Source organism: Microcoleus sp. T3_D1 (assembly GCF_036700405.1).
Classification (GTDB): Bacteria; Cyanobacteriota; Cyanobacteriia; order Cyanobacteriales; family Microcoleaceae; genus Microcoleus.
Window position 1 is genome coordinate 1 of sequence record NZ_JAUBOV010000095.1, and the last position, 25,011, is coordinate 25,011.

General features: G+C 45.5%; 21 protein-coding genes and 1 pseudogene. 16 read left to right on the plus strand and 6 right to left on the minus strand.

Annotated elements, in window-relative coordinates:
* Nucleotides 1-100 precede the first annotated feature (100 nt).
* Complete coding sequence (locus tag QT992_RS29010) at nucleotides 101-1,888, minus strand: efflux RND transporter periplasmic adaptor subunit (RefSeq protein ID WP_333342774.1); 1,788 nt, start codon at nucleotides 1,886-1,888, stop codon at nucleotides 101-103.
* Between the two features lie 77 nt (nucleotides 1,889-1,965).
* Nucleotides 1,966-2,151, minus strand: a complete 186-nt coding sequence (locus QT992_RS29015; RefSeq protein WP_333321995.1) for a hypothetical protein — start codon at nucleotides 2,149-2,151, stop codon at nucleotides 1,966-1,968.
* A gap of 155 nt (nucleotides 2,152-2,306) precedes the next feature.
* On the opposite strand from QT992_RS29015, the gene QT992_RS29020 reads away from it, so the two are divergent.
* Both QT992_RS29020 and QT992_RS29025 read left to right on the plus strand, forming a co-directional pair.
* Nucleotides 2,307-3,440, plus strand: a complete 1,134-nt coding sequence (locus QT992_RS29020) for an AI-2E family transporter (protein ID WP_333321997.1) — start codon at nucleotides 2,307-2,309, stop codon at nucleotides 3,438-3,440.
* Nucleotides 3,441-3,602: 162 nt separating this feature from the next.
* Nucleotides 3,603-4,670: an ABC transporter permease gene (locus tag QT992_RS29025; RefSeq protein ID WP_333342772.1), complete on the plus strand. Its 1,068-nt coding sequence runs from the start codon at nucleotides 3,603-3,605 to the stop codon at nucleotides 4,668-4,670.
* Nucleotides 4,671-4,941: 271 nt separating this feature from the next.
* Here QT992_RS29025 and QT992_RS29030 read toward each other — a convergent pair.
* Nucleotides 4,942-5,127: pseudogene (locus QT992_RS29030) on the minus strand (ATP-binding protein); the annotation flags it as partial.
* 79 nt (nucleotides 5,128-5,206) lie between these two features.
* Between QT992_RS29030 and QT992_RS29035 the strand changes: the two are divergent.
* Nucleotides 5,207-6,484: a tetratricopeptide repeat protein gene (locus QT992_RS29035; RefSeq protein ID WP_333322001.1), complete on the plus strand. Its 1,278-nt coding sequence runs from the start codon at nucleotides 5,207-5,209 to the stop codon at nucleotides 6,482-6,484.
* A 160-nt stretch (nucleotides 6,485-6,644) separates the two neighbouring features.
* On the opposite strand, the gene QT992_RS29040 is transcribed toward QT992_RS29035, so the two are convergent.
* Nucleotides 6,645-10,058, minus strand: coding sequence for a PAS domain S-box protein (locus QT992_RS29040; RefSeq protein WP_333342776.1), 3,414 nt, complete (start codon nucleotides 10,056-10,058; stop codon nucleotides 6,645-6,647).
* A gap of 643 nt (nucleotides 10,059-10,701) precedes the next feature.
* Here QT992_RS29040 and QT992_RS29045 point away from each other — a divergent pair.
* The 3 genes from QT992_RS29045 (at nucleotide 10,702) to QT992_RS29055 (ending at nucleotide 12,722) form a co-directional block, all read left to right on the plus strand.
* On the plus strand, nucleotides 10,702-11,046 hold the full coding sequence (locus QT992_RS29045) for a hypothetical protein (protein ID WP_333055663.1): 345 nt from the start codon (nucleotides 10,702-10,704) through the stop codon (nucleotides 11,044-11,046).
* Nucleotides 11,047-11,401: 355 nt separating this feature from the next.
* Entirely contained in the window at nucleotides 11,402-12,427 is a 1,026-nt protein-coding gene (locus QT992_RS29050; RefSeq protein ID WP_333205958.1) for an ABC transporter permease, read from the plus strand.
* Between the two features lie 76 nt (nucleotides 12,428-12,503).
* Complete coding sequence (locus QT992_RS29055) at nucleotides 12,504-12,722, plus strand: hypothetical protein (RefSeq protein WP_333378343.1); 219 nt, start codon at nucleotides 12,504-12,506, stop codon at nucleotides 12,720-12,722.
* A gap of 172 nt (nucleotides 12,723-12,894) precedes the next feature.
* Here QT992_RS29055 and QT992_RS29060 read toward each other — a convergent pair whose 3' ends face one another.
* Nucleotides 12,895-13,239, minus strand: coding sequence for a hypothetical protein (locus QT992_RS29060; protein ID WP_333322180.1), 345 nt, complete (start codon nucleotides 13,237-13,239; stop codon nucleotides 12,895-12,897).
* Nucleotides 13,240-13,351: 112 nt separating this feature from the next.
* Between QT992_RS29060 and QT992_RS29065 the strand changes: the two genes are divergently transcribed.
* The 5 genes from QT992_RS29065 (at nucleotide 13,352) to QT992_RS29085 (ending at nucleotide 19,584) form a co-directional block, all read left to right on the plus strand.
* On the plus strand, nucleotides 13,352-14,245 hold the full coding sequence (locus tag QT992_RS29065; protein ID WP_333342629.1) for an ion channel: 894 nt from the start codon (nucleotides 13,352-13,354) through the stop codon (nucleotides 14,243-14,245).
* Nucleotides 14,246-14,397: 152 nt separating this feature from the next.
* The gene (locus QT992_RS29070) at nucleotides 14,398-14,724 is read left to right on the plus strand and encodes a DUF433 domain-containing protein (RefSeq protein WP_333281911.1); all 327 of its coding nucleotides are present in this window, start codon (nucleotides 14,398-14,400) and stop codon (nucleotides 14,722-14,724) included.
* Nucleotides 14,725-14,727: 3 nt separating this feature from the next.
* A complete protein-coding gene (locus tag QT992_RS29075) occupies nucleotides 14,728-15,069 on the plus strand; it encodes a DUF5615 family PIN-like protein (protein WP_333039224.1) in 342 nt (113 codons plus the stop codon).
* A 43-nt stretch (nucleotides 15,070-15,112) separates the two neighbouring features.
* Nucleotides 15,113-16,288, plus strand: coding sequence for an exonuclease SbcCD subunit D (locus QT992_RS29080; RefSeq protein ID WP_333342633.1), 1,176 nt, complete (start codon nucleotides 15,113-15,115; stop codon nucleotides 16,286-16,288).
* A gap of 254 nt (nucleotides 16,289-16,542) precedes the next feature.
* The gene (locus tag QT992_RS29085) at nucleotides 16,543-19,584 is read left to right on the plus strand and encodes an SMC family ATPase (RefSeq protein ID WP_333342636.1); all 3,042 of its coding nucleotides are present in this window, start codon (nucleotides 16,543-16,545) and stop codon (nucleotides 19,582-19,584) included.
* Between the two features lie 32 nt (nucleotides 19,585-19,616).
* On the opposite strand, the gene QT992_RS29090 is transcribed toward QT992_RS29085, so the two are convergent.
* Entirely contained in the window at nucleotides 19,617-20,192 is a 576-nt protein-coding gene (locus QT992_RS29090) for a Uma2 family endonuclease (RefSeq protein WP_333056752.1), read from the minus strand.
* A gap of 166 nt (nucleotides 20,193-20,358) precedes the next feature.
* Between QT992_RS29090 and QT992_RS29095 the strand changes: the two genes are divergently transcribed.
* The 5 genes from QT992_RS29095 to QT992_RS29115 form a co-directional block, all read left to right on the plus strand.
* Nucleotides 20,359-20,778, plus strand: a complete 420-nt coding sequence (locus QT992_RS29095; protein WP_333322188.1) for a XisH family protein — start codon at nucleotides 20,359-20,361, stop codon at nucleotides 20,776-20,778.
* Nucleotides 20,766-21,098: a XisI protein gene (locus QT992_RS29100; RefSeq protein ID WP_333291072.1), complete on the plus strand. Its 333-nt coding sequence runs from the start codon at nucleotides 20,766-20,768 to the stop codon at nucleotides 21,096-21,098. The genes QT992_RS29095 and QT992_RS29100 overlap by 13 nt, the downstream gene beginning before the upstream one ends.
* Nucleotides 21,099-21,211: 113 nt before the next feature.
* Complete coding sequence (locus QT992_RS29105; protein ID WP_333342639.1) at nucleotides 21,212-22,381, plus strand: pyridoxal phosphate-dependent aminotransferase; 1,170 nt, start codon at nucleotides 21,212-21,214, stop codon at nucleotides 22,379-22,381.
* 16 nt (nucleotides 22,382-22,397) lie between these two features.
* Complete coding sequence (locus QT992_RS29110; protein WP_333378346.1) at nucleotides 22,398-24,311, plus strand: aminopeptidase P family protein; 1,914 nt, start codon at nucleotides 22,398-22,400, stop codon at nucleotides 24,309-24,311.
* 443 nt (nucleotides 24,312-24,754) lie between these two features.
* Nucleotides 24,755-25,011, plus strand: a 257-nt coding sequence (locus QT992_RS29115; protein ID WP_333378349.1) for an IS110 family transposase, incomplete at its 3' end; no start/stop codon positions are given.

Here is a 25,011-nt window from a genome sequence, read left to right on the forward strand (position 1 = left end):
TATCAATTACGCACTTGATTTAGCTAAACACTTGATCTTATCATGTTTTAGGTTGAAATTAAGATGCGTTTACCCTGAAATAACCCTAACTCTAAATAACCTATTTAGCAACCTTAACCTCAGCACCATCCTTAAGAAAACCAGCCCCAGTAACAACCACGCGATCGCCCGCCTTCAAACCCTTTTTAACCACCACCTTAGCAGCAGTCAAATCGCCCACAGCACCCCCAGAAATTTCCCCGACTTCCACCGGTTGAGCCTGTACCTTGTCTTCGCCCACAAGTTTATAAACAATAGAACTGCCGTCAGATTGCGGCACAATAGCTTTAGCGGGGACTTTCAAACCTTGAGCCTTTGCCGTCGAAATCGATGCGCGCAAAAACATTCCCGATCGCAAATACTCGCTTGTCGGCAAATCAATCTTCACCGTAGCTTGCCGATTTTGCGGGTCAACTATCGGCGAAATTTCTCGCACAGTTCCTGACAACTTAATCCGCTTGTCAGAATCCGAAGTAATTTGCACTGCTGTTCCCGGCCGCACTTGCGAAATCTGAGTTTCCGGCACTTTCAATTGCAGTTCCAGCTTGTTGCCGCGAATAATCGAAAATAGTTTTTGATTTCCCGAAGAAACATCGCCAACTCGACCAATTCTTTCAGCCACAGTGCCACTATCCGGCGCTCGAACAATAGTTTGTTCTAGTTGAGTTTGTAACTGTTTGACTTGTGCATCATTGCTGCGGACACTTGCTGCGTTATTTCCGACATTTGCTCTGGCACTGCTGACACTCGCTCCGGCCGTATTCACTTTAGCACGAGCGCTGGCGAGGGCCGCTCTAGCCGTACTGATATTAGCTTCCGCAGTAGCTACTTTAGCAAGAGAAGATTGCACTTCTTCCGCTGCTTTATTCTGTTCTTGCAAAGCTGTATTCAAGTCAGCTTTAGCTTTGTTCAAGTCTTGAACAGCAGTCTGCCGTTCCGTCTTTCGCCTTTCCAAATCTTGCTGACTAATTACTCCCTGAGTCGCCAAATCTTGGGTGCGATTTACTTCTCTTTGAGCTTGATCTAATTTAGCCTGAGCGGAGGCAATGCCGGCTTTAGCTTGAGTGACACCGGCTTTAGCTTGTTCCACACCGGCTCTTGCCTGCCCGACGCCTGTTCTGGCTTGCGCTGCGTCAGCGATGGCTTTTTCAACGCCAGCTTGGGCTTGAGCCACGCCGGCTTGGGCTTCTTGTTGGGCTGACTGAGCTTGCTGTACCTGAGCTTCGGCTTGTTCTACCGTAGAATTGGCCGATTGTACTCCCGCAAGCGCTTCGGCAATTTCCGATCGTAGCACCGAATCGTCCAAAACCGCCATCGTCTGACCTTTTTCTACCGCATCTCCCTCGGCCACCAACACCTGCTTAATTTGCAAACCGTTGGCTTGTGGTAGCACCGGCAGCAAGTCATAGGCTGCCACGGTGCCCGTCGCTTGCAGAGTTTCACCCACCTCGGCAGATTCCACAGGCGCCACTGTCACCGTCGGAGCCGTCGCCTGCTGAGTTGCCGGTGGAATTGGAACTGCCGCAGGTGAACTCTGTTTGCCCCCAGTCAAGTTTACTGCTAGCAACGTTGCAGCAACGCCAATCCCTGCGCCGGCCAACAAGGCAGGCCACCTGATTTCTTTGCGGGGCCCAACTTCAGTTGCTTCTGGTTCCCAAACTTGTTCCTCCTCGATTTCTGGAGCTTCCAGCGCCACTTCTCGTTCATCATCCTCACCGGAGAATTGCCAGCGAGAGTTGTCTGAGACTTCACTTTCAGTTATAGCCACTGCTGAGTTCCTGTCGCGCCCGCTCTCCACGGGGGGAAGGGGTGGCTTTTCTTCCGCTTCTGAAAAAACTTGATTGGTCACGGTAGTTCCTCTCGCCGCTATTAGCCTTTGGTTTTTTTATTGTAAAGAAAGATTGCGGTTTTTATATTTGATTCATTTTAGCGGATAGCCTCAGCAATGCCGCGTCCCCCTTTTGGGTGAGTGCGGCGCCATTTCACCTTACAATGGCGAATAGATCGGAGTTGGTGCGATCGACATTTAATTTGATCTGCCTCTGGGGCATACTGAATATTAGCGCGATGGGCGATCGTCGGGGCGATCGGGCTGGCCTTGTCTCTCCCCAAGTGGCTTGGCCGTCACCTATCTATCAATGCTGAGAAATGTCAGTCTAATCTTGAACTGAATTATTTCTAACCTATACTCTAATGTGTTTATTGTATAATACGGCACATCGGTTAAAAAATAAAAAATTTGTGCCACTTTATTTAAAAAAATCAAAATGAATAGTCTTTTTTCTCCCGTCCAACAGTTTCTAATTACTTGGCTGCTAGTGCTAGTGACGGGATGGTTTACCCTGACAGCAGTCAGTTATGTTGGGGAACTGGTCAGCATTTTAGTAACAGCGGGACTAATTGCATTTTTATTAAATTATGCAGTAAAAAGACTGGAAGTATTTTTGCCGCGGGGAGTGGCGGCGGGGCTGGTTTATTTAACTGCGGGTGTGACAGTAGTAGTAATCGGTTTAACTATTGTGCCGCCGGTGTTCAGCCAAGCGAGCCAGTTGGGGGTGAGGTTCCCGGAGTTGCTGGAGTCGGGGCGGCAGCAGCTAAGTGAATTTCAAGCCTGGAGTGCGGAGCGCAATTTACCGTTTAACGTGCAAATATTGGAGCAGCAGTTATCAGCGAAAGTGCAGGAACAAGTGCAGGCGCTCGCAGGTACGAGTTTAGGCTTAGTTGTCGGTACTGTTAACTGGTTTTTGGACTTGATTTTTATTGTGGTGATTTCCTTTTATATGCTCCTAGACGGGCAAAGAGTGTGGCAGGGTTTGACCAGTATTTTTTCCCCAGACATTCGCTATGTTTTAACAGAGACTTTGCAGCGAAACCTCCAGCGATTTGTATCGGGACAGTTATTGCTGGGACTATTGATGGCCATCTCCTTGACTCTGGCTTTTTGGTGGCTGCAAGTTCCGTTTTTTCTGTTGTTTGCGGTATTTATAGGATTGACGGAAATAATTCCGTTTATTGGAGCAACTTTGGGAATTGGCACTGTTAGTATAATTGTAGCGTTTATTGATTGGTGGCTGGCGCTGCAAGTGTTGGTAGTGGCGATCGGTCTCCAGCAAATCAAGGATAATTTAGTAGCTCCCCGAATTATGGGCAATCTCACCGGATTGAGCCCGGTAGTTATTTTCACAGCTTTGCTGTTAGGAGGTAGAGTGGGAGGATTGTTGGGAGTTATCCTGGCAATTCCGCTCACTGGGGTTGTAAAAAGTATAGTAGAAATTGTACTCAATCCCAAATTGCCGCCCCAAACAGGCTCGTTTTTCTACAATCCTTTTAGCGGCGAGGAATTGGGGAAAATACCAGAAGATCAAAGTAGAATAATCTTGGTCGCCGATGAACAAAAGTAGTCTAATTATGGTAGTAAGTAATTCAGTTATGAAAACTTTTATAAGTCAGGAATTAACTTTTGGCTGCTGAGTCAATTAAGAAAAGACTAAAGTCCCTACAAAGAAGTTTGAGAACTTTAGTCTTGATTACTAACCCACTTAAAATCTCAAACCTAAAAAATTATGAAATGGTGGCAAAATCTTAGAAACAATCCTCTAGCTCGGTTAGGAGCCGTGCTGCTGTTAATTTTTTATACAGTCGCACTTTTTGCCGAATTTGTGGCACCTTACGACCCCTATGACTCTCAATTAAACGGTTCATTGCTGCCACCGACTCAGATTTATTTAAGCACCCCAGACGGGCGCTTTATCGGGCCCCACGTTTATCCGACTACTCAGGGCCCGGTGGATGCAAATACCGGCGCTCGTGAGGTAATTGTAGACTGGCAAAAACCCTCGGTTCTAGGTTTGTTTGTCAAAGGTTCTCCCTATAAGTTTTTAGGAGTTTTGCCATTAGACAGGCACTTGTTTGGTACTACAGGAGAAGGTCAAATTAACCTTTTAGGCACGGATGAACAAGCTCGCGATCAATTCAGTCGCTTAGTACACGGCAGCAGAATTAGCCTCAGCATCGGTTTAGTAGGAATAGCAATTTCTTTTCCGTTGGGATTGTTTATAGGAGGACTATCGGGTTATTTCGGAAGTTGGATTGACAGTATTTTAATGCGCTTTGCCGAAGTATTGATGACGATTCCCGGTCTTTATTTATTAGTAGCGCTAGCAGCAGTGTTGCCGCCGGGATTGACAAGTGCTCAGCGATTTATATTGATTGTGCTGATTACTTCATTTATCAATTGGGCGGGTTTGGCGCGGGTAATTCGCGGTCAGGTACTGTCAATTAAACAACGAGAATTCGTGCAAGCGGCGCGGGCAATGGGGGCTAATCCAATTTATATTATTGTCCGCCACGTTTTGCCACAAACTGCTACTTATGTAATTATTTCTGCTACTTTGGCGGTTCCGGGTTTTATTGTGGCGGAGTCGGTTTTGAGTTTAATTGGCTTGGGAATTCAACAGCCAGATCCTTCTTGGGGAAATTTACTATCCCTGTCTACTAATGCTTCAATTTTAGTGTTGCAGCCTTGGTTGGTTTGGCCTCCGGCGATACTGATTATTTTGACTGTTTTGGCGTTTAATTTATTGGGGGATGGGTTGCGGGATGCTCTCGATCCGAGAAGCATTCAAAGGTAATTGGGACTGGGTAATTGGTAAGTGGGAATTGGTAAGTGGGAATTCCAATATTTGTAGGGGCGGGTTCACCCAAATTTATATCATCAATTCCCCGAACTAAAAAACCCGCCCCCACCCATCGCAGATACTCAAAAACTTGTTCCGCAATCAGGCTTAATTGGTTTGGTGGGGGCGGGTTTATGAATATTTTGGATGTGAACCAAAGATTGTTGATGAACCCGCCCCTACGAGATTTGGTAATACAAGGATAGCTCAAAAATACCAAGATTAGTTAAGGATTAACAGGTAAGCAAATGGTAAAAGTAGAACCCACACCCTCCTGACTTTTTACTGCAATATTGCCACCCATCATTAGGCAAAAAGGCTGGCTAATGGCTAATCCCAAAGCGGTGCCACCGTACTTGCGCGTGGTGGAAGCGTCTGCTTGGGTAAAGGGTTGGAAAATGTGCTGCAACTGTGGGCTACAATTATCTTAAAGTATATACCTGCAATTTGCGCTAAACTTTTTTCAGTAATCTAATTATTCAACTCCGATCGTGAAATTAGAATTTGCCTTAGCTCAATATACTGATGCTCTCGCTCACCTAAAATTGGCAAAGTCTGAACCATCAGAAATAGCCATTCTCCATATTTTAGTTACTCGCGATGCCATCAAAGAAGCACTCAGCGAAAAAACCCAGCTTTCTGTAGAAACTTTGGCTAAACTACTCGAATTAGACAACTTCCTGAAACAACAAGCCAATGCGATCGCCAGAGGAGCAAAATTGCCAGAATGGCGAGCTACATTTCACCCCTCCCCAGAAGCTTGGTGGTGGTTTCTCGAACCGACTTCCGACGAGGAAGTTTCCCCCTCAAATCGCTTAGATCCGTTGTTCAACGGGCTGACAATCGCGGGATTGACGGCGGTAGGGGCCTATATGACAACCTTCGTTCAACTCTTTTCCACGGGAGGAATCAGCTTCGCTGAGACCTTTGGCCTACTCGGACAGGGAGGGTTACTTCTGACGGTAATCCACACCTTGCAGGACACAGGACAAGAAAAGATTAAAAATCTGCTCCAAAAACTCAATATTTCTCCCCAGTTTCACAGTCAAGTAACCTTGGGAATTACCGCAATGTTATTGTTGGCTTCTGTGGGAGTCTATAACTCTTTGCCTCGGATTGGGGAATGGAACTATCGAGAAGGAAAAAAACTCTACGAAAAAGGTTTACTGGAAAAAGCTAAAGGGAAATACGAGCAAGCGGCCAAAATAAACCCCAATAATTGGGAGATTCCAATTGCCTTGGGACAAATCTACGAATCTTTAGGAGCTATAGATTTAGCGAGGAAGGAATATGAAAAAGTGTTAAACCTAGGGGAGGCTCGCGCCTTTAATAATTTAGGTCGCGTTTATCTTAGTAAAAACGATAGGGTTACTGCTGAAACTTTACTGCGGATGGGATTACAACGGGTTAGGAAAGAAGATGCTCAACTCAACTATGAACTGCGTCTAAACTTGGGCTGGATACTGCTCAAACAAAAACAGTATCAAGCGGCTGAAAAAGAAATCCGACAAGCAGTTGCTATTGACCAAGCAATTGAAGGAAAACAGCTCGGTGGAGGGATGGCTTATTGCTTGCTAGAAGATGTTCTGGAAGAAAAAAAAGATACAAAAGAGAAACCCCGCTGGAGAAAAATGTGTTTGGAGAGTGCTCGTCCCGAAACGCTCGAGCAGTATAAATGGTTTATTGAAACTGGAAAACAAGAGATCGTCGATCAGATAGATACTACGGGGGTGGTGAATGGAGAATCTAACCCAAGTACACAGCCGTGATGAGTAAGATAAAAGTAAAAAATAAAACCTAAACACAAGGTTCTTTTTACTTTTAGTTTCCCTACTTGGTTTGTATTCCCCTTGTTTTAGGGGAACTTCTTTTGTAAGGTGCGCCAGCATTCTTTTTTCCTGAAATTGAATGCTGCGTGTGCCATCCACCCTAGTTTTGCAGATTAACTGGCAACCAGATCGTAAAAGTAGAACCCACACCATCCTGACTTTTTACTGCAATATTGCCGCCCATCATTAGGCAAAAACGCTGGCTAATTGCTAGTCCCAAACCGGTGCCGCCGTACTTGCGCGTGGTGGAAGCGTCTGCTTGGGTAAAGGGTTGGAAAATATGCTGCAACTGGTCGGGAGTCATCCCAATTCCTGTATCTGTACAATTAACCACTAAAAATTCTTTACTAGCAATTGAAGATTCTGAACTTGCCGCAGGTTCAGAAGTGTTTTCTTGTTTTGCTTCGCTGCTGTCGTCGGCGATTTTTTCTCGGCTGGCCGTGAGGGTAATTGTACCGTTTTGAGTGAATTTGGCGGCATTGCTCAGCAAATTTAATAAAATCTGCTGCACTTTGGTAATGTCACCGTGCATAGTGCCGATATTGCTAATTTTGTGCAACTTGAGAATGTTGCCGTTTTTCTCAATTAGCGGCGCGGCGGTGGATGCGACTTCTTCAATCAAGGCGGCGATGTCGAAGGTTTCTAAGTAAAGATCCATGCGGCCGGCTTCGATTTTAGAAATGTCGAGAATGTCGTTAATTAGCGATAGCAAGTGTCTGCCGGAACTGCGAATTTTGTCTAAATCTGGGGTGAGTTCATCGTAACCCAATTCTGCGGTTTCTTCTTGGAGCATTTCGCTATAGCCGATGATGGCATTCAGAGGTGTTCGCAGTTCGTGGCTCATGTTTGCCAAAAATGCGCTTTTTGCGGTGGAAGCGGCTTCGGCTGCTTCTAGGGCGAGTTGCAAGGCGGATTCAAAGACTTTTCGATCGCTAATATCCTCGACGCTGCCTTCATAGTAGAGTACCTCGCCGTCGGCGTCGCACACTGCACGCGCGCTTTCGGAAATCCAAATTACCTTGCCGTCAGCGCGGTAAACTTGTGACTCAAACCCCGAAACTTCTCCGAATTCTTCCATCACCCGCATAAACTTCTCGCGCTGCTGAGGATTGACGTAAGTTTGCTGTCTGATGTTTGTGACATTTGATGTCAATTCTTCGGGAGTGGCGTAGCCGTAGATGCGGGCTAAAGCTGGATTTACGCTCAAGAAGTGGCCTTCGGGGGTTGTTTGAAAAATGCCTTCGACGGCATTTTCAAAGATGCTGCGGTATTTTTGTTCTGCTTGACGCAAAGCGCTTTGTGTACGATCGCGCTCGCTGGCTTCGATCGCCAATGATACCAAATCTGCGAGGGAAGCAGCAAAATTTTGTTCTTCTAATGTCCAGTTACGAGGAGTTCCCACTTGTTCGATACAGATGACTCCGACTGTTTGTCCTCCCAGCCGCACCGGCGCATCTAAGGTTGATGTAGTACCCACTTTTGCAAAGTAAGATTCCCCAAATTCTCTGGTTCTAACATCTGAGAGAGCATCATCGGCTGCGATCGTCCGGTGTTCTTCCAAAGCTTTAAAATAAGCTGGATAGTCTGCTGCTGTCAGTTCGGCACCTTGGGAATGTTGCTGGTTGCTGCTGCTAAATTGGTCGAGACATTCCAGTTTCGATCGGCTTTCATCGTACAACCACGCGCCGGCTTTTTCTGTCTGTAGCGTATGAGCTGCTGCTTCGGTGATTTGCCTCAAAGCTACTTGCAAATCGCCTCGATACAGCGCTTTATTTCTTGCCAATTCTACCAAAACCGTATTTTGTTTGAGCAATTGTTTTTGCCTTTGGCGTCGCGCCGATTCGGCTCGCTTCTGTTCGGTAATGTCGCGGGCTACCACAATGACGGATTCTTCTGAAAGCGGTGAAATGCTGGCAGCAAAACAAACTTCGCGGTTGTCAATGGTTAAATCGTACTCGATGCTGACTGTTTGCTGAGTGTCTAAAGCTGCTCGGATGTAGTTGAGAAAATTGTCGGCTCTAGCTTGCGGAAACACCTCTGTGACTGTTTTGCCAACTAATTCTTCGGCTGGTTTGTAGAGCAGAGAAAGATTTGTGGGCGCGATTTTTAAATAGCGACCGCTGGCGTCCGCAACTATAATTAATTCGTTCATAGCTGCAAACAAAGCCCGCAATTCTGCTTCGGCGGCTTCGAGTTCGGCCGTCCGCTCTGCTACTCGCTGTTCTAAACTAGAGTTGGTTTCTTCTAGGGCAACAAAAGACGATCGCAATTGTCTGGCCATTTGGTTGAAAGACTGAGCTAGGAGACCGAGTTCGTTGACGCCTTGAACTTCGACCTCCCCGTCTAATTCGGATGATGTGAAGTCGGATGATTCGGACATTTTTGTTAAAGCTTTGGAAGCTTGCAACAATCGGGTAATCGGTTTGACAACCCAGCGAGAGGTGAAAATTCCCAGAACGATCGCCACTACGAAGGCAAAAAAGCACAATAAGATAGTTGTGCGAGTGTTGGCGTTAATTTGCTCCATAAAGTCGGCTTCCGGGATGGCGACTACAATCAGCCAATCGAGGCCGCGGCCGTCTTGCAGGGGAGCAACGGTAATGAATTGACGTTTGCCGTCTATCTCGAAGGTAAACTGTCCTTGGCTGTTAATTTGTTCAAAACTACCAAATCGTTGTTGCAAGTATGTGGAAGACGATCGAATTAGCAAATTTTTGCTCCTAGTCGCCAACAGCCGTTCTTGTCCGTCTTGGCCGGTGACAAAGGGCAATTCGTCTGTGGAACTGGCGACTATTTTCCCGCTGCGTTCGATCGCAAAAACTTGTCCCGACGGGCTAATTTTGATGCTTTTGAGAAAATCGCTGATTTGAGAAAGAGTCAGGTCAATGGCCAGTACCCCCTGCAGGCTGCCCGTTTGGCTGTAGATGGGCATCACCGGCGTAATCCCCAGCACTGGCGAGGCTGCGAAGACGTAGAGGGGAGACCAAGTGGCTTTTCCTGCCTGTTTGGCAGCTTGGTACCACGGTCTAGTACGGGGGTCATAGGGGACGGTTTGGATTAGCTCAGTGCGATTTCCTTGGCTGTCGAGGCGATAAATTTCGCGGTTGGGAGCCGTTGATTCGTCTCTGATGTATACTAAGTGTTCTGCTTCTCGCTTGAGCAAGAGGAATTTTCCCTGTTCGTCGCCGTAGTAGATGGTGGTATTTCGATCGCTCAGCTTGGTCTGGTTCCACAAATAGCGCTCTAAGTTGGGGAAGTCTTGCGGGTCTAAGTTTCCAGACGCGATCGCAGCAGTATTCATTTGCAGGAACAGGTGAGACACATCCCCAAAACTGCGGAAATTTTCTTTAGTTCTCGCTGCAACTTCCAAGCTTAACCTCGTAGCAAGGTCATTGACGGCTTTCTGGCCGTTGCGAAACGACAGCCATCCAGTCACGCCGACTGCTACGGAGATTTGTACCACCAGCGGTATCAACAAAACAAGGCTCAGTGACATCTTGGGCGAGCTTTTCATCACACAACTGCTCAGACTTTTCAATAACATTAATATTGTGACACCTACCAGGTTTGCGTATCGTTTGTCGTTTAAAAGATGCCCTAGATATAAGTTACAAAGTTGTACAGCAATAGTGAAGTGCGGTAGCCGCCCGCTCAAAACGGGGCTGAGATTTCCACCGCTACTGTAAAAAATTGTAATATTAATCATGCCACTACTTGCCTGAATGTGGCGATCGCTCTGCATACTCCCGGTCAAAAAGTCACACCCCGGAAAAAAAGCAACTTTAGGCCCGTGCTCCCCACCCTGGTTGTCATCAGTCATTGCCAATTATTCAATTTTTTAATCTAAAATTTAAAATCTAAAATAAGCTCACTTTCTCCGGGTGGCCATTGTCTTCCTTACGCCTGCTTAATAAAAATTAGATTTTAATTTTTTCTACAGTGCGAGGACAAATGTAAATTATGTGACAATCCGCTGTTGGAAAATTTGCTATTAATAAGATAAGCCGCCAAAATCCCGTAGCGTAGCGGGGCGTAAGCCATCGACTACAAAGAGGATAATTGAAGCATCTGCATTTAATCAACGCCAGCAAAGTAAAGCGTTTTTGGCTTTTTTGGACGCTCGATATTTGGGCAAAATAATACTTCTGGAGGATGACATGAACTATACATTTGAAATCCTGGGCGTATCTCCAACTTTAACGTTTTTCAACCAGCAGCAGGAATTGCTGCAACAACAGCAGCCGTCCGGTGTAGAATACTTAGCAAACCGGAAGTGCACTCTCGATGCGTTTGTGGCATCCGTAGAGACAGTTTCTCCTCAGCAAGGCTGGGATGTCGATCGAGTTGTAGACACCGTGATTAGTTTCTGGATGAACAACTCTGATAGCATCCAGTATTGGAGACACAGGCTGCAGGATGCCGGCAGCGAAAACTTGTTAGTAGCCAGAGTAGGCGATATCAAGTCTTTGCAAGCTGCATTTGAATCGCTGCTGGGAGAATAGAAAAATCGGGAATTGCGAAAAAGTCGATCGACTTTGGGAGCATCTCAGTTTTGTAAAAAGCATTTTTTTTATTGTAGTGCGAGCGTCCCCGCTCGCACTACAATACGCGAGCGGGGACGCTCGCACTGTAAATGCAAAACTGAGATGCTCCCATCGACTTTTTCGCAAAAATCAACTCAACTGTCTATTCGCAATTCCCAATTCCCCTGATTCGCGACACAGAAGTCGCAGATATAAAATATCTGTTTCTTCCATCCTCCATCATCCACCTGCCATCTGCCTTGAACATCTGCCTAATGACTAATGACTAATGACTAATGACTAATGACTGATTTCTTCACAATTCCCAAATATTATGTCTCGTTCCAAAGCCCTGCAATCTTATATTTTTGTCCGCTTGCTTCTGGCACCGCTAATGTTGTGGACAATCACCACAGCAGTATTTTTATTGTTGCGGGCCACTCCGGGCGACCCCATAGATGCCATTCTCGGCTCACGAGCTCCCGCAGCCGCCAAAGAAGCAATGCGAACCCAACTCGGCCTCGACGCACCCCTGTGGGAGCAATATTTCAAATACATGAAAGACTTATTCAGTCTGAACTTGGGAACCTCCATCACCACTCGCGGACAAACCGTGTGGCAAATTATCGGAGATTATTTCCCCGCTACAGTGGAATTAGCAGTTTGTAGCATGGCCATAGCTTTAATTGTCGGCATCAGTATCGGTTCCTTAGCAGCATCCCGCCCCAACACTATTTTCGATGCTGTCGGCCGTTTGTTTGGCATTATCACTTACTCGCTGCCCGCTTTTTGGGCCGGCATGGTTTTGCAATTAATTTTCGCGGTGCAGTTAGGATGGTTTCCCTTGGGAACTCGCTTTCCCGTGACATTCCCCGCCCCCGAAGGCTACACAGGACTATACACTATTGACAGTCTCCTGAGCGCTAACCCCGGTCAGTTTCTCACATCTTTGCATTATTTGGCACTTCCGAGTTTGACCTTGGGCATTCTTTTGAGCGGCATTTTCGAGCGCATTGTCAGAGTGAATCTCAAGCAAACTTTGCAAGCAGATTATGTCGAAGCAGCGAGAGCTAGAGGCATTCCCGAATTGCAGATTTTATGGGCTCACGCTCTAAAAAATGCACTAATTCCGGTGATTACTGTCTTAGGATTGACTTTTGCTGCACTGTTGGGCGGTGCTATTTTAACAGAGGTTACTTTTTCTTGGCCGGGGTTGGCAAATCGCCTTTACGAAGCGATTAGCTTGCGGGATTATCCAACTGTTCAAGGTATAGTGGTGTTTTTTGCGGCAATTGTCGTAATTGCCAGCATTGTAATTGATATTTTGAACGCTTACGTTGACCCGCGAATTCGGTATTAAAAATATCAAGGAAGAAGGGAAAAGGATGTGCGAATGTGTCACTAAGGAATGAGAATTAAATAACTTCCACAAGTTTGTGGGATGGGCGTCCCGCCCGGCCAAAAAGGACGGGCGGGACGCCCATCCCACAATAACAATTAAAATTGTAAGTTATTTAATTCGCGATCCTAAGTTCGTGGCCTACTGCTATGCCGTAATGGGCTGGGTTGGCCAAGGGATACTCGTTGAGATTGCCGCAGCCAAGGGAAAGCAGGAAGAGAAGGGCAATTTCAAGTACGAGTGCGATCGACCCTAGCCATTTTGGGCGCGTTAGTCTGCATCCCTGAGATAATAAACCATTAAACAAGCTCACAGCTAGCTGTGAGCTTATTGCCCGGTAATATAACTCCAATAGCTTTGCAGTCAGGACTTTAGTTTTTCTTCACCGCGATCGAAAGAACTGAAGTCCTCACTACAAACACCTTTTGTTAATCTTCAACTCGTCGGACAGCCATGCGTTGCAGCGGCAGGCTGAGTATGCTAGAAGCAGTCAACAAGTAAGAAAGAACCGTAGTCAGCTTCAAACTGAGCAATAACCAGCTATCCTCTGGTAGGTGAAGTTTTAGCCCGAAAAAAGAGATGCAGTACACTATCCAGTAAGTAAAGCTCATCTTGATTAGGATTTCTTCGCTCAAAGTGCGTGAAGCGAAGCTATCCCGTAGGGAATCGTCCGTTGGCTGCGAGTTGCGATTATCACCCAGCAGGACTAAACCCGCAATAGAAGCCACAAAAGAAACCATAACGAGATAGTCATGCCAGTTAAGCTCAACCATTTCTAAACTCCGCTTGTATCCGAATTTTTGGAATCAGAAATCAGTCTAAAGGATAACTTTTCCCGCTCCAAGCAATAGTTACAAATTGAAACAGCAGGAGTTACAAATCGCAATGAAAACTCACCGCAACCACCAGCTACAGGCTCGTTTAGTCAGTCGCAAAGGACAATTCCCCTTAAATATTGTCAAGTTGGGAGTACCTCGCCTGCATTTTGCCGACCTCTACCACAGGCTACTAACTCTTTCTTGGCCACAATTTTTCATGCTGATTTGTCTCTCCTATACAGTCACAAATTCTTTATTTGCCTTAGCTTACTTGGCGGGAGGAGATTGCATTGCTAACGCGCGGCCGGGTTCTTTCCCAGATGCCTTTTATTTCAGCGTGCAAACAATGGCGACGATCGGCTACGGTTCTATGTATCCGCGCACGGATTACGCTAATACTATAGTCGCGATCCAAGCGCTTTTTGGTTTGTGGGGAGTGGCGATGGTAACGGGACTGGCTTTTTCGAGATTTTCCAGACCAACAGCTAGAGTTATCTTCAGCCGCGTAGCTGCGATCGCTCCTTTCAACGGTGTTCCCACTCTGATGTACCGCACTGCAAATCAGCGTTTCAACCAAATTTTAGAAGCGCAGCAACGAGCTACTTTGATCCGCGAAGAGGTAACATCGGAAGGAGTATTTATGCGGCGTTTTTACGATTTGCAATTGGTGCGGAGTCACTCTCCGATTTTTGCATTAACTTGGACGGTTATGCACGCAATTGACGAGAGCAGTCCTTTGTACCAACTTACTGCCCAAGACTTGATGGAACAGCAAGCGGAAATTGTAATTACTTTAACAGGAATTGACGAAACAGTTTCGCAAACTATTCACGCGCGACATTCTTTTGTAGCGTCTGAAATTATGTGGAATATGCGGTTTGTAGATATTCTTTTGAAATCGGCGACTGGAGGGCGGGTGGTTGATTATACTCGGTTTCACGAGGTGAAGCCTGTTGAATGAAAGTTTTGAGTTACATTTTTATCGAGTTGGGTGTGCAGTACGCTAGGATTAGTAAGGAAATATATTGAATACAATTTGGGATGGTAAGTGCTAAAATAGTTTGAGGAGTGATCCCAATTATATGTGTTTACTACTTAGTACGAATAACGAATATGACACTAAAAGAATTACAACCGCAACTCCTTGCATTAAGTTCCGAAGAAAAAGCTCAAGCTATACAATTACTAGCCCAAAGTTTAAGCAATTTTTGGTCGGGAATTCAAAAGACTCCTGGTGTAATGGGTGGCGAAGCCTGTATCCGACAAACGCGGATTCCTGTTTGGCTGTTGATAAGTTATCGGCGTCAAGGTGCTAGCGATGCTCATATTTTAGAAGGTCATCCCGATCTCAGTGCTGCCGATTTAGTAAATGGTTTTGCTTATGCTGAGGCACACGTGGATGAGATAGACCGAGCAATTAGAGAACAAGAAGAGGCATAAACTGTGGCGCGTATTTATGCAGATGAACAATACCCTCTTCCGGTCGTAAAAATACTGCGTAATTTTGGGCATGATGTCCTTACAGTTCAAGAAGCGGGGAAGGCCAATCAAAAGATTCCTGATGAAGAAGTTCTAGCTTTTGCTGTTAGCACGAATCGCGCCATTGTGACACTAAACCGACCAGATTTTATTCGACTGCACAGGTTAAGTTCTGACCATAATGGGATTATTGTATGCACGAGCGATCAAAATTGGCAGCGGCTGGCGGCGCGGATTAATGAGGCTATTTCTAATCTGGAAACTTTGAGAGGTATGCTGATTCGAGTTAACCGTCCGTCGGACTGAATATAAGTGATAGAATACATCGAGTCTGAAATTCACTTGTACTATGCGAATAATTCATACTGCTGACTGGCATTTAGGGCGGCGTTTCCGAGGGATCGATCGCACTTCCGAAATTGCGATCGCCCTCGAACAGATTTTGAAGCAAGCAAAAGCCTTGGATGTCGATGCTGTGCTCGTTGCCGGCGACATTTTCGACGTACCCAACCCTCCCGCTTACGCCGAACGCATTGCTTATAACTTTTTCTGCGAACTCCAAGCAGCCGGAATTCCCGCAATTGCGATCGCCGGTAATCACGATTCGGCATCCCGCATCGACAGCATCGCGCAATTGCTTTCCCTCGCCGGTGTTCGCGCTTTAGGCAAACCCAGGCTATCGGCAGACGGCGGCACGATTACTCTCAATACAAAAAGTGGTAAACTTTGTGTGGGAGCGATGCCTTTTGCTTCCGAACAAAGACTGTTAGATGCTAATTCTCTCTGGCAGTCGGGCGATGCCGACCGCCGAAAAGATTACCGCGAAATCGTAGCATATTTACTCGAAGATTTAACCAGAGATTTTAGAGACAATACTGTCAATATTCTCATGGGACACATGAGCATTGACGGCGCTCGATTGGCAAAATCCGAAGTCGCTTATTACACGCGAGAAAAATACCTGCTCTCATCGGAAACTCTGCCGCCAGAAGCTCAGTATGTTGCCCTCGGACACATCCACATTCACCAGCGGATTTCTGAGACTTCTCCCGCTTATTATTCCGGTTCTTTGATTCAGTTAGATTTTGGAGAAGCGGAACAGGAAAAAGGATTTTGCTTGATAGAAGTGGAGCCGGGAAGTCAGCCAAAGGTGGAATTTAAGCCTGTGGCTTGCCACAAGCCGTTAAAAGTGCTTAAATGTCATAACGACAATCTCGATGAAACTTTACAAGCTCATCAGTATCATCCGGGTTTCTTGAAAGTAATTGTCGAACTGGACAGTCCGCAAATCGGACTTGCCGATCGAGTGCGCCAAATCTGTTCTCAAGCGCTGTTAATTGAACCGCGCTATCCAGATGCAGCGCTAGAACCAACCGAAATAACTAATATCGATCCCAATAATTTCGATCCGGCAGCCGAGTTTTGCAACTATTACCAAAACCGATTGGGAACGACACCGAAACCGGCAGTATTGGAGGAATTTAAAAATTTGTACAAGAAGTTTAAGGAAACAGTTAACAATTAAATGGGTAAAAAGATACAACCTACACTCTCAAATTTCACATAGTTTTAAGACTGAAACCCACGCTCAATGTCGCTTGTAGTCGAGTCTAGATCCCCCTAAATCCCCCTTAAGAAGGGGAGTAGGGGTTGACTTTGATAATACTCTTGTTCCCCCCTTGTTAAGGGGGGTTAGGGGGGATCGGGAAGACTGTAGAAGGAAGACACTAGACCGGAATATAACAATCTAAAACCCCAAATCTAAAATCTAAAATCAGTATGCGTCCACTCGAACTTATTCTCGAAGGATTTACCAGCTTCCACCGCGAACAGCGTTTAGATTTTTCTCAACTCGATTTGTTTGCAATTACTGGTGCTACAGGTGCGGGCAAATCTTCACTGCTAGATGCCATGACTTACGCTCTTTTTGGCACTACTACTCGCAGTGGCAAACAAGTAAGTGATTTGGCGAGTCAAGGCAGCGAAAATTTAAAAGTGCAGTTGCGTTTTGCTGTGGGTTCGGCACAGTATCGGGTGACGCGAAGGTGGCGTTTCCGTCCGAAATCTCCCGAAAATAAGGTGATTTTGGACAACTGGCAAAATGGCCAATGGGAAACTTTGGGGACGAGTATCGTTGCTGTTCAAAATACCATTGAACAGATTTTAGGAATGGATTTTGATACTTTTACGCGAGCAATTGTTCTACCTCAAGGCAAGTTTGATGAGTTTATTAAAGGGGATACATCAAAACGCCGGGAAATTTTGCGACAGCTAGCCGGATTTGAGATTTTTGAGCAGATGCGGAAGGAAACAAATGAACTCGCAAAGCTGCTGAAACAGGAACGGGAAATGGTGGAAAGGCAGCTAGGTGAGTTAAGTGCGCCGACGGCGGATGAGGTGGATCAAAGACGATCGCAACTTGTGATTTTAGAGCAGCAGTTGCCTGAGCTCGATCGCGCCGTTATGAAAGCTCAGAAGGATCTAGATGAAGAGGAACAGCTATTTTCGCAACTCGCTCGCTGGCAAGAGCTGCAACAACAACTGGCTAAATTAAATGCTAATTCCGCCGAGGTTACAATTTTAGCACAGCGTTTAGAAAGAGCGCAAGCTGCCAATCATTTACAGGGAGATTGGGCTTTAGTGCGATCGGCTCGCAGTCAGTATGAAACTGCCCAAAGTGCCTCGGTGGCAGCGCGAAAGCAGTTAATTAAAGCTCGCTCTGAGCTGGCAGTAGAGCAGCAGCAACTTGACGCGGCAAAAGCCAAAGAAGAGGTGCTAGCGCCACAAATTAAGGCTCGCGAAGATGCTCTAGCTACTGCTAAAGTATATGAAGAACAGCGCGCTCAATTAGAAAAAGAAGTGGCGCTGGCCCAAAAAATTCAACAGGAAAAACTCCGCCTTTTTATGGCAGCAGATAAAGACCTGCAAACTGCTAACACTAAAATTCAAGGTGCGGGTTTTCGAGTTACTCAAGCAGCGGCACAGCTCGAACAGTATGCGCGGGGAGGAAAGCGTTTAGAGCAATTGCAGCAAATTTCACCCTTATTGATGGAACTTCAGCTACTTACCAAGCAGCAAAAGAGTCAGCAAGAACAGTTGGATAAATCTCTGGCAGATAAGGAAAAAGCTCAACAAAATTATGTGAAGGCTACCACTAATTTAGAAGCCGTTGAACTCAGGCTAAAAGAGTGCGCCCGCGAGTTAGAGGTGGCGGAAACCGCTAATGCGGAAGCGGCACGTTTAGAGAGTGTGGCTGCTATCAGAATGTCGCTTAATTCTGGCGATACTTGCCCGGTGTGCGGGGGGGTGCATCCTGAGAGCGAGAGCCTCCCTCCTTTGCCAGATTCTAATATTGTCGATGTCGCTGGTTTGCGGCGGAAATTTGCGGCGGCAAATCAGCTTTTTCAAGATGCTCAAAGGTTGGCTGCTGAGGCAAAAAGTACAGCTTCAGCTTGCCAGCAAAAAGAGTCGGAAATTGCTCAAATGCTCGAATTAACTGCGAATAGAGTTGCCGAATTGCAGCAGCAAATCACTCAAGTTCTGGAAAATCCTCAGTGGGAAAGCTTGGGGTTGCAGCAGGAGTTGGCAATCCTTAAAGAGAGCGATCGCCAATACCGCGAAACCGAACAGCAGTTCCAACTGGCATCATTGGAATATGATAATTTTCAGGAAAGATTTAATTTTGCGGTGGCGACTCAAGCAGCTAAACAGCAAGAATATCAAGATGCGATCGCCGAATCAGACCGCCGCCAGCAGCAGTTCCAAAGTTGTGTAAATGCGCTTTATCAAATTACCGAATATCAACCTTATGCTAATTTAGCAAAAGTCTTAGAACAAGACAAGCAAGACTTGGCAAATCTGCTAAAAGTTGCCGAAAAATCCTATCAAACTGCTCAAAATAAGGTTATTCAAGCCGCAGAGAGAGAGCAACAAGCTGGAGAGGCTTTTGGGCAAGCCCAGGCTCATAAACAGCAGCTAAACCTGGATTGGTCCGCAAAATTAACGGCGGCTGATTTCACAGAAGAGACATTTTTAGCAGCGGTTGCGACAGTTAAGGAACAATCAGAATGGGAAAATGCTATTCGCTCTCACCGCGAATCAAAAATTCAGTTAGAGACGCGGGCGAAAGATTTGAGCGAGGCGATCGCAGGCAGAACTACCGATGAAAATACTTTAGCACAAGTGCGAACGGCAAAACATACCGCCCAAGAAAACCTCAAACAAGCCAACAACAACCGCGCCGAACTTTTAGCTTGGATTCAAGTAGCAGCCCAAAATCTCGAACAAGCCGAAAGACTGTCACAGCAAATCACAAATTTCACAGAACAAGAGCAAACTTATCACACCTTAGCGCAGAATCTCAAATCCAACGAATTTCAATCCTACATTTTAGAACATTTAGAAGCAGAATTAGTCGGCAGCGCCACATTAATTTTGCAAGAATTAACCGAAAATCGCTACAAACTAAAAAACCAAGACGGCGAATACTGGGTAGCAGATAATTGGAACGGCGGGGAAGCTAGACGAGTGCGAACCCTTTCCGGTGGCGAAACCTTTGCAACTTCCCTATCAATGGCTTTAGCTTTGTCAGAAAAACTGTCTCAAGGAGCTCACTTGGGCAGCTTGTTTCTCGATGAAGGATTTGGTACTTTAGATACCGAAACTCTCGAAAGCGTTACTCAAATTCTAGAATCTTTGCGGCAGCGAGACAGGCTGATTGGAGTGATTACCCACGTTCGAGAATTGGGCGAAAGATTGCCCGCACAAGTTAAAGTGTCTAAATCCCCCCAAGGTTCTAGAATAGAAGTTGAAAGAGTTTAAGTCTCTACTTTTTGCGATATATTGTAGTTTGTCTAGAATTGTGTTTCTTCTTCTGTAAAGATAGGAGGCCACAATTCTGAAACGGGCAATTCCCAACCGGGGAAAAGTTCTGGTAATGTTAAGATATCGCCATTTTGTAAAATTTGTGGTTCGCCAGCCGCTCGATAAATCTTCACTGTTTCTGCATCAGGATCGATCGCAATTCCAACAATCGCTCCGAGCTCAACAAACTTCAAAACCTTGGTTTCGATAGGCTGCGTGCGATCGCTTTGAGACTTAATCTCTACCACCAAATCGGGAACCAACTGTCCAAAATAACGCGGACTTTGGCGCAATCGTGCGGCGCGCACAAAGGAAACATCGGGCGCTTTGACGTTAGTATCTGGCATAATAAAGCCGCCTGCGGAGTCAAAAACTCGTCCGAGACGGCGGGGATTTACCCAAGCGAAAAGAAAGGCAATGAGACGGCTGCTGATTTCACTAGATACGATGTCAGATGGGCCCATAATTGAAAGTCTCCCGTCTTCTAGTTCAATTTGGTAATCTAAACCCGCTTCGGAAAAAGCGGTTTGAACTTGCTCAACATCTTTGACAGTCATCGTTGACATAGGAACTTTCTCCTGTTATGAGCTGATATTTCATTTTAGCACGATCGCTATTTTCAATCTATAATTTAGTCAAAAATTTAGACTTTTTACTTGTTTGTCGGCACTTGCTAAGTTATAATTATCGCAATAGATACTTTTTGAATATAGTAAAACAGTTTTTTAAATCATGTCAGCCAAAGATATCTTTCACAACACAGTACGTGCGGCTTTGGAGAAAGATGGATGGACAATTACTCACGATCCTCTGTTTCTAAAAGTAACTTCTCAAGTAAAAATGCAGATAGATTTGGGAGGAGAGAAATTACTTTCTGCCGAAAAGGGGAGGCAAAAAATAGCAGTAGAAGTAAAAAGTTTTGTGGGCTTGTCGGCGCTGTCAGAATTCCATACGGCTGTTGGTCAATTTCTTAATTATCGAGTAGCATTGGAAAAATTGGAATCAGAACGAGTGCTGTATTTGGCAGTGCCTACAGATATCTATCAAGATTTTTTTACAGACTCGTTTGTTCAAACTGTGTTAGAACGATATCAAATAAAGATGCTGGTTTTTCATGTGAAGGGACAGGAGATAACATTATGGAAAGATTAGATTATCGCCAGTTAGTTCAGAAAGTCATACATCAACACGCGACAGAGCAGTCTGAGCAAGATGTAGAAACCACTGAAATTGTTTTCGATACGGAACGCGACCGCTATTTATTGTTGTATGTGGGATGGCGGGATGAAGAACGAATTCATGGATGTCCCATTCATGTTGATATCAAAGATGGAAAGATTTGGATTCAGCGCGATTTTACGGAAGTAGGAATTGCCAATCAATTTCTAGAATTTGGAGTCCCTCAAACAGATATTGTGTTGGGATTTCGAGCGCCTTATGTACGGCAATTTACTGGATTTGCGATAGCGTAAATCATTAAATAATCTCAAAAAAAAATCCCCACAACCCCGACTTCTGCAATACTTCGGGGTTCTAATCTGTAAGTTCTGTCAATCTACTTAACGCCCCAAGAAACAAATATTATATGAAAAATTACCCCACTAGAATGCAATCGGTACAGTCGCCCATAATTCCAGTAGTTGGCGAACTGATTCGCCAAAATCCGGGAACGATATCATTAGGACAAGGCGTAGTTTACTACAATCCGCCACAAGAATCATTTGAAAAAATCCCCGAATTCTTTGCAAATCCCGATAATCACAAATACAAAGCCGTGGAAGGAATTCCACAATTACAAGATGCTATTGCAGCCAAACTTAAAACCGATAACGACATAGAAATTAACAGCACAAACTGCATTGTCGTTACCGCAGGCAGCAACATGGGATTTACCAACGCTATTCTCGCCATCACTTCTGCGGGAGACGAAGTTATTATCCAATCACCTTATTACTTCAATCACGAAATGGCGGCAATTATGGCAAATTGCCGACCAGTGATAGTAGAAACCGACGCCAACTATCAACTTAATATCGATGCTATAAAAAAAGCAATTACCGACAAAACGCGAGCCATCGTCACCGTTTCACCTAACAACCCAACTGGCGTCGTTTATCCGGGCGAAGCACTCCGGGAAGTTAACGAAATTTGTCGCCAGCACAACATTTATCACATCAGCGATGAAGCTTACGAATATTTTACTTATAACGGTGTCAAACACTGTTCGCCCGCCGCTTTTCCCAACAGCAGCGAACATACAATTTCTCTGTTTAGCCTCTCCAAAGCCTACGGTTTTGCGAGTTGGCGGATCGGGTATATGGTAATCCCAGAACACTTGCTCGTTTCTGTGAGAAAGATTCAAGATACAATCTTGATTTGTCCGCCGGTAATTTCTCAGTATGCAGCCCTGGGAGCCTTGCAAGTTGGTAGAGGTTACTGCGATAATTATGTAAGGGCGATCGCATCTGTGCGACAACTCGTATTAGACGAACTCAATACCATCCAAAACTTGTGTACAATTTCCCCAGCCGCCGGAGCCTTCTACTTTTTCTTGAAAGTTGATACTGAACTCGATACAATGGAATTAGTAGAACAATTAATTCGCGAATATCACGTAGCAGTGCTTCCCGGTACAACCTTCGGCATGGATAGTGGCTGCTATTTGCGCGTTGCTTACGGTGCTTTGGAAAAAGCAACCGCCACCGCAGGTATTAGGAGATTAGTTAAAGGTTTGAAGACAATTTTAAACAAGTAAAATAGGAAGATTCAACATGGTTGCCACTAATTTAAAAGCAAATACAAATATCCAAGATACCTCCGCTGCAAAACTGGCAGACTTGCGTGATTTGATGGCAGATTACGACTTAGATTGCTATTACATCCCAGCGGTTGACGAACATTTAAACTTATCAGTTCCAGCAGCGAAGCAGCGGCGAGCTTGGATGTGCGGTTTTACGGGTTCCGCCGGCGATTTGTTGGTGGGCAAAGATTCCGCTTGGTTGTTTGTGGATTCCCGCTATTACGAACAAGCCGAATTGCAAGTCGATACGGGAATTATTCAAATATCGAAACTCGGCTTAGAAGGAAATTCAACCTTAATTGAAACTTTAGAAAAACTGGCTGTAGAATCGGCAGAAAAATCAAGGAAAATTCGCCTTGGTTTTGACCCATTTACCGTAGCGACAGAGCAATATCAAAATTGGGTGAAAAAATTTGCAACGGCGGAGATTGAGCTCATACCAATCCCGGAGAATTTGACAGACAAAGTGCGATCGCAAACTCCTTGGCAAACAGCAGAGACTTTACCCGCAATTGATGCAGAGCCCATATTTAGCTTACCTGTATCCCTGACAGGAGAAACCGCCGCCGAAAAATTAGCCAGAGTCAGGGAAGCGATGCAAAAAGCCAACATTGATGTGCTTCCAATTACCAACCTGAATCAAATAGCGTGGCTGTTCAATCTCCGAGGCTCGGATATTCCCCACATTCCCATTTTCATATCCTATGCCATTGTCACCACAGATTCAGCGTTTTTGTTTACAAATCCCGAACGGATTTCGCTAGAAATCAAGCAAGAATTGCGGGCGGATGTAACTTTGCTTCCCTACGCCGACTATCCGCATACATTAGAGACTTGCGTAAATTTGCCACATAAAGTTCGGGTACTTTTAGACCCAAAACACAGCACAGCAGGCACGTACCAGTTAATATTAAACCATCAAGAAGCACAGTTTTACAACATCGAAATAGTTTTTAAGTCACATCCGGTAGAAGGGATGAAAGCTCGCAAAAATCCCGTAGAAATTGAGCAGATGAAATCAGCCAATTTTAAAGCAAGTCGAGCGAAAACTTTGACTTTAAAGTGGTTGACAGAACAGCTAGAAAATGGTAAGGTAGTTACCGAGTTTGATGTCAAAGAAAGCATCGAAAATTTTTACCAGCAAGAAACTGATTTTCAGACTTTAACTTTTAGAACGATCGCCGGTGCGGGAGCCAATAGCTCGATCGTACATTACGGAACCCCCAGCCCTGAAATAACGTTAAAACCGGGCGAACTGCTGTTATTGGACTCAGGCGCACAATATTTAGCAGGTACAACCGACGATACGAGAACAGTAAGTATCGGAGAACCGACGGCGCTACAAATAGAACACTACACCACAGTGTTAATCGCGCACATCAACTGTGCAATGCAGCAATTCCCCAAAGGAACAACGGGAGCGCAATTAGATGCGATCGCCCGTGCGGTATTATGGCAAGAACAGCTAGACTACGGACACGGTACAGGGCACGGAGTCGGCGCGTTTTTAGCCGGTCACGAAGGGCCAAACGGCATCAGCAAATCGGTACAATATCCCCTAGAAGCCGGAATGGTAACGAGCATCGAACCGGGATATTACGAACCAGGATGGGGCGGAATTCGCATCGAAAATCTCTATGTTGTCAGGGAAATGCCATCAAAAAACGGTACGGTTTGGTACGGATTTGAATCGCTGACGTATATTCCGTTTGAGCGCAAATTAATAAATGTCGATCGACTGTCAAAGACTCAACTAGCATGGTTGAATAATTATCATGCTGCTGTAGTCGAGAAACTGGAACCCGTACTTGATGCAGCAACAATTGAATGGTTGAAAAAAGCCGCCGCACCCTGTGTGATATCAATTCCGGTTGCACCGGAATGATACCGAGGACACTGCAATGCTCATAGATGTCAACTTAAGGTCAAACCGAAAGTCCGACAGGGGTTGAAACCCCTGTCTCAAAGCGAAAGTCCTCTTAAGAGGACTGAAGAACTCATTAGTCCTCTTAAGAGCGTTCCACCGGCGTCGCACGCCGGTTATGAATAAAAGAAACAGTAAAGCTAGCCCAAAAGTGGCCAGCGATCGGATATATTATCCCTGTGTCCTGAGAGTAAGACCGACAAGTCAATGGTGCGATTGTGAGCCTGATTTAGAGCGTGGTCGTGGGCATGATGGTTATGACATTGGTGAAGGGGTAATTCCCTATCCCGTTTAGGAGAATATAACATCTCTTCGGCCCACCGATCGGGACACCTAAAAGTTTGAGCGCGAAGGGGAGTCATCTAATGAGCAGACGCCAGACCAACAAACCTGTTGGGGGTGAAATGTCCAATTTCACACAGATTAACCCAAATGCCGCAGGCATAGATATCGGGTCAGAAGAACATTGGGTGTGTGTCCCACCGGATAGAACGCCACAGAATGTGCGTAAATTTGGCTGTTTTACGCCTGACTTAATTGAGATGGCGTCTTGGTTGTTGGAATGTCGAGTAGAGACCATAGCGATGGAATCGACAGGAGTCTATTGGATAAGTGCCTTTCAAATTCTCGAAGAAAGAGGTATCGAAGTCAAACTGGTAAA

Excerpts from the sequence above, each read along its gene's own strand:
- QT992_RS29110 (WP_333378346.1), top strand. The coding sequence starts at position 22,398 with ATGGTTGCCACTAATTTAAAAGCAAATACAAATATCCAAGATACCTCC.
- QT992_RS29060 (WP_333322180.1), bottom strand. The coding sequence starts at position 13,239 with ATGGTTGAGCTTAACTGGCATGACTATCTCGTTATGGTTTCTTTTGTG.
- QT992_RS29045 (WP_333055663.1), top strand. The coding sequence starts at position 10,702 with ATGAACTATACATTTGAAATCCTGGGCGTATCTCCAACTTTAACGTTT.
- QT992_RS29070 (WP_333281911.1), top strand. The coding sequence starts at position 14,398 with ATGACACTAAAAGAATTACAACCGCAACTCCTTGCATTAAGTTCCGAA.
- QT992_RS29100 (WP_333291072.1), top strand. The coding sequence starts at position 20,766 with ATGGAAAGATTAGATTATCGCCAGTTAGTTCAGAAAGTCATACATCAA.
- QT992_RS29040 (WP_333342776.1), bottom strand. The coding sequence starts at position 10,058 with ATGAAAAGCTCGCCCAAGATGTCACTGAGCCTTGTTTTGTTGATACCG.
- QT992_RS29105 (WP_333342639.1), top strand. The coding sequence starts at position 21,212 with ATGAAAAATTACCCCACTAGAATGCAATCGGTACAGTCGCCCATAATT.
- QT992_RS29020 (WP_333321997.1), top strand. The coding sequence starts at position 2,307 with ATGAATAGTCTTTTTTCTCCCGTCCAACAGTTTCTAATTACTTGGCTG.
- QT992_RS29065 (WP_333342629.1), top strand. The coding sequence starts at position 13,352 with ATGAAAACTCACCGCAACCACCAGCTACAGGCTCGTTTAGTCAGTCGC.
- QT992_RS29025 (WP_333342772.1), top strand. The coding sequence starts at position 3,603 with ATGAAATGGTGGCAAAATCTTAGAAACAATCCTCTAGCTCGGTTAGGA.
- QT992_RS29050 (WP_333205958.1), top strand. The coding sequence starts at position 11,402 with ATGTCTCGTTCCAAAGCCCTGCAATCTTATATTTTTGTCCGCTTGCTT.
- QT992_RS29090 (WP_333056752.1), bottom strand. The coding sequence starts at position 20,192 with ATGTCAACGATGACTGTCAAAGATGTTGAGCAAGTTCAAACCGCTTTT.
- QT992_RS29085 (WP_333342636.1), top strand. The coding sequence starts at position 16,543 with ATGCGTCCACTCGAACTTATTCTCGAAGGATTTACCAGCTTCCACCGC.
- QT992_RS29080 (WP_333342633.1), top strand. The coding sequence starts at position 15,113 with ATGCGAATAATTCATACTGCTGACTGGCATTTAGGGCGGCGTTTCCGA.
- QT992_RS29095 (WP_333322188.1), top strand. The coding sequence starts at position 20,359 with ATGTCAGCCAAAGATATCTTTCACAACACAGTACGTGCGGCTTTGGAG.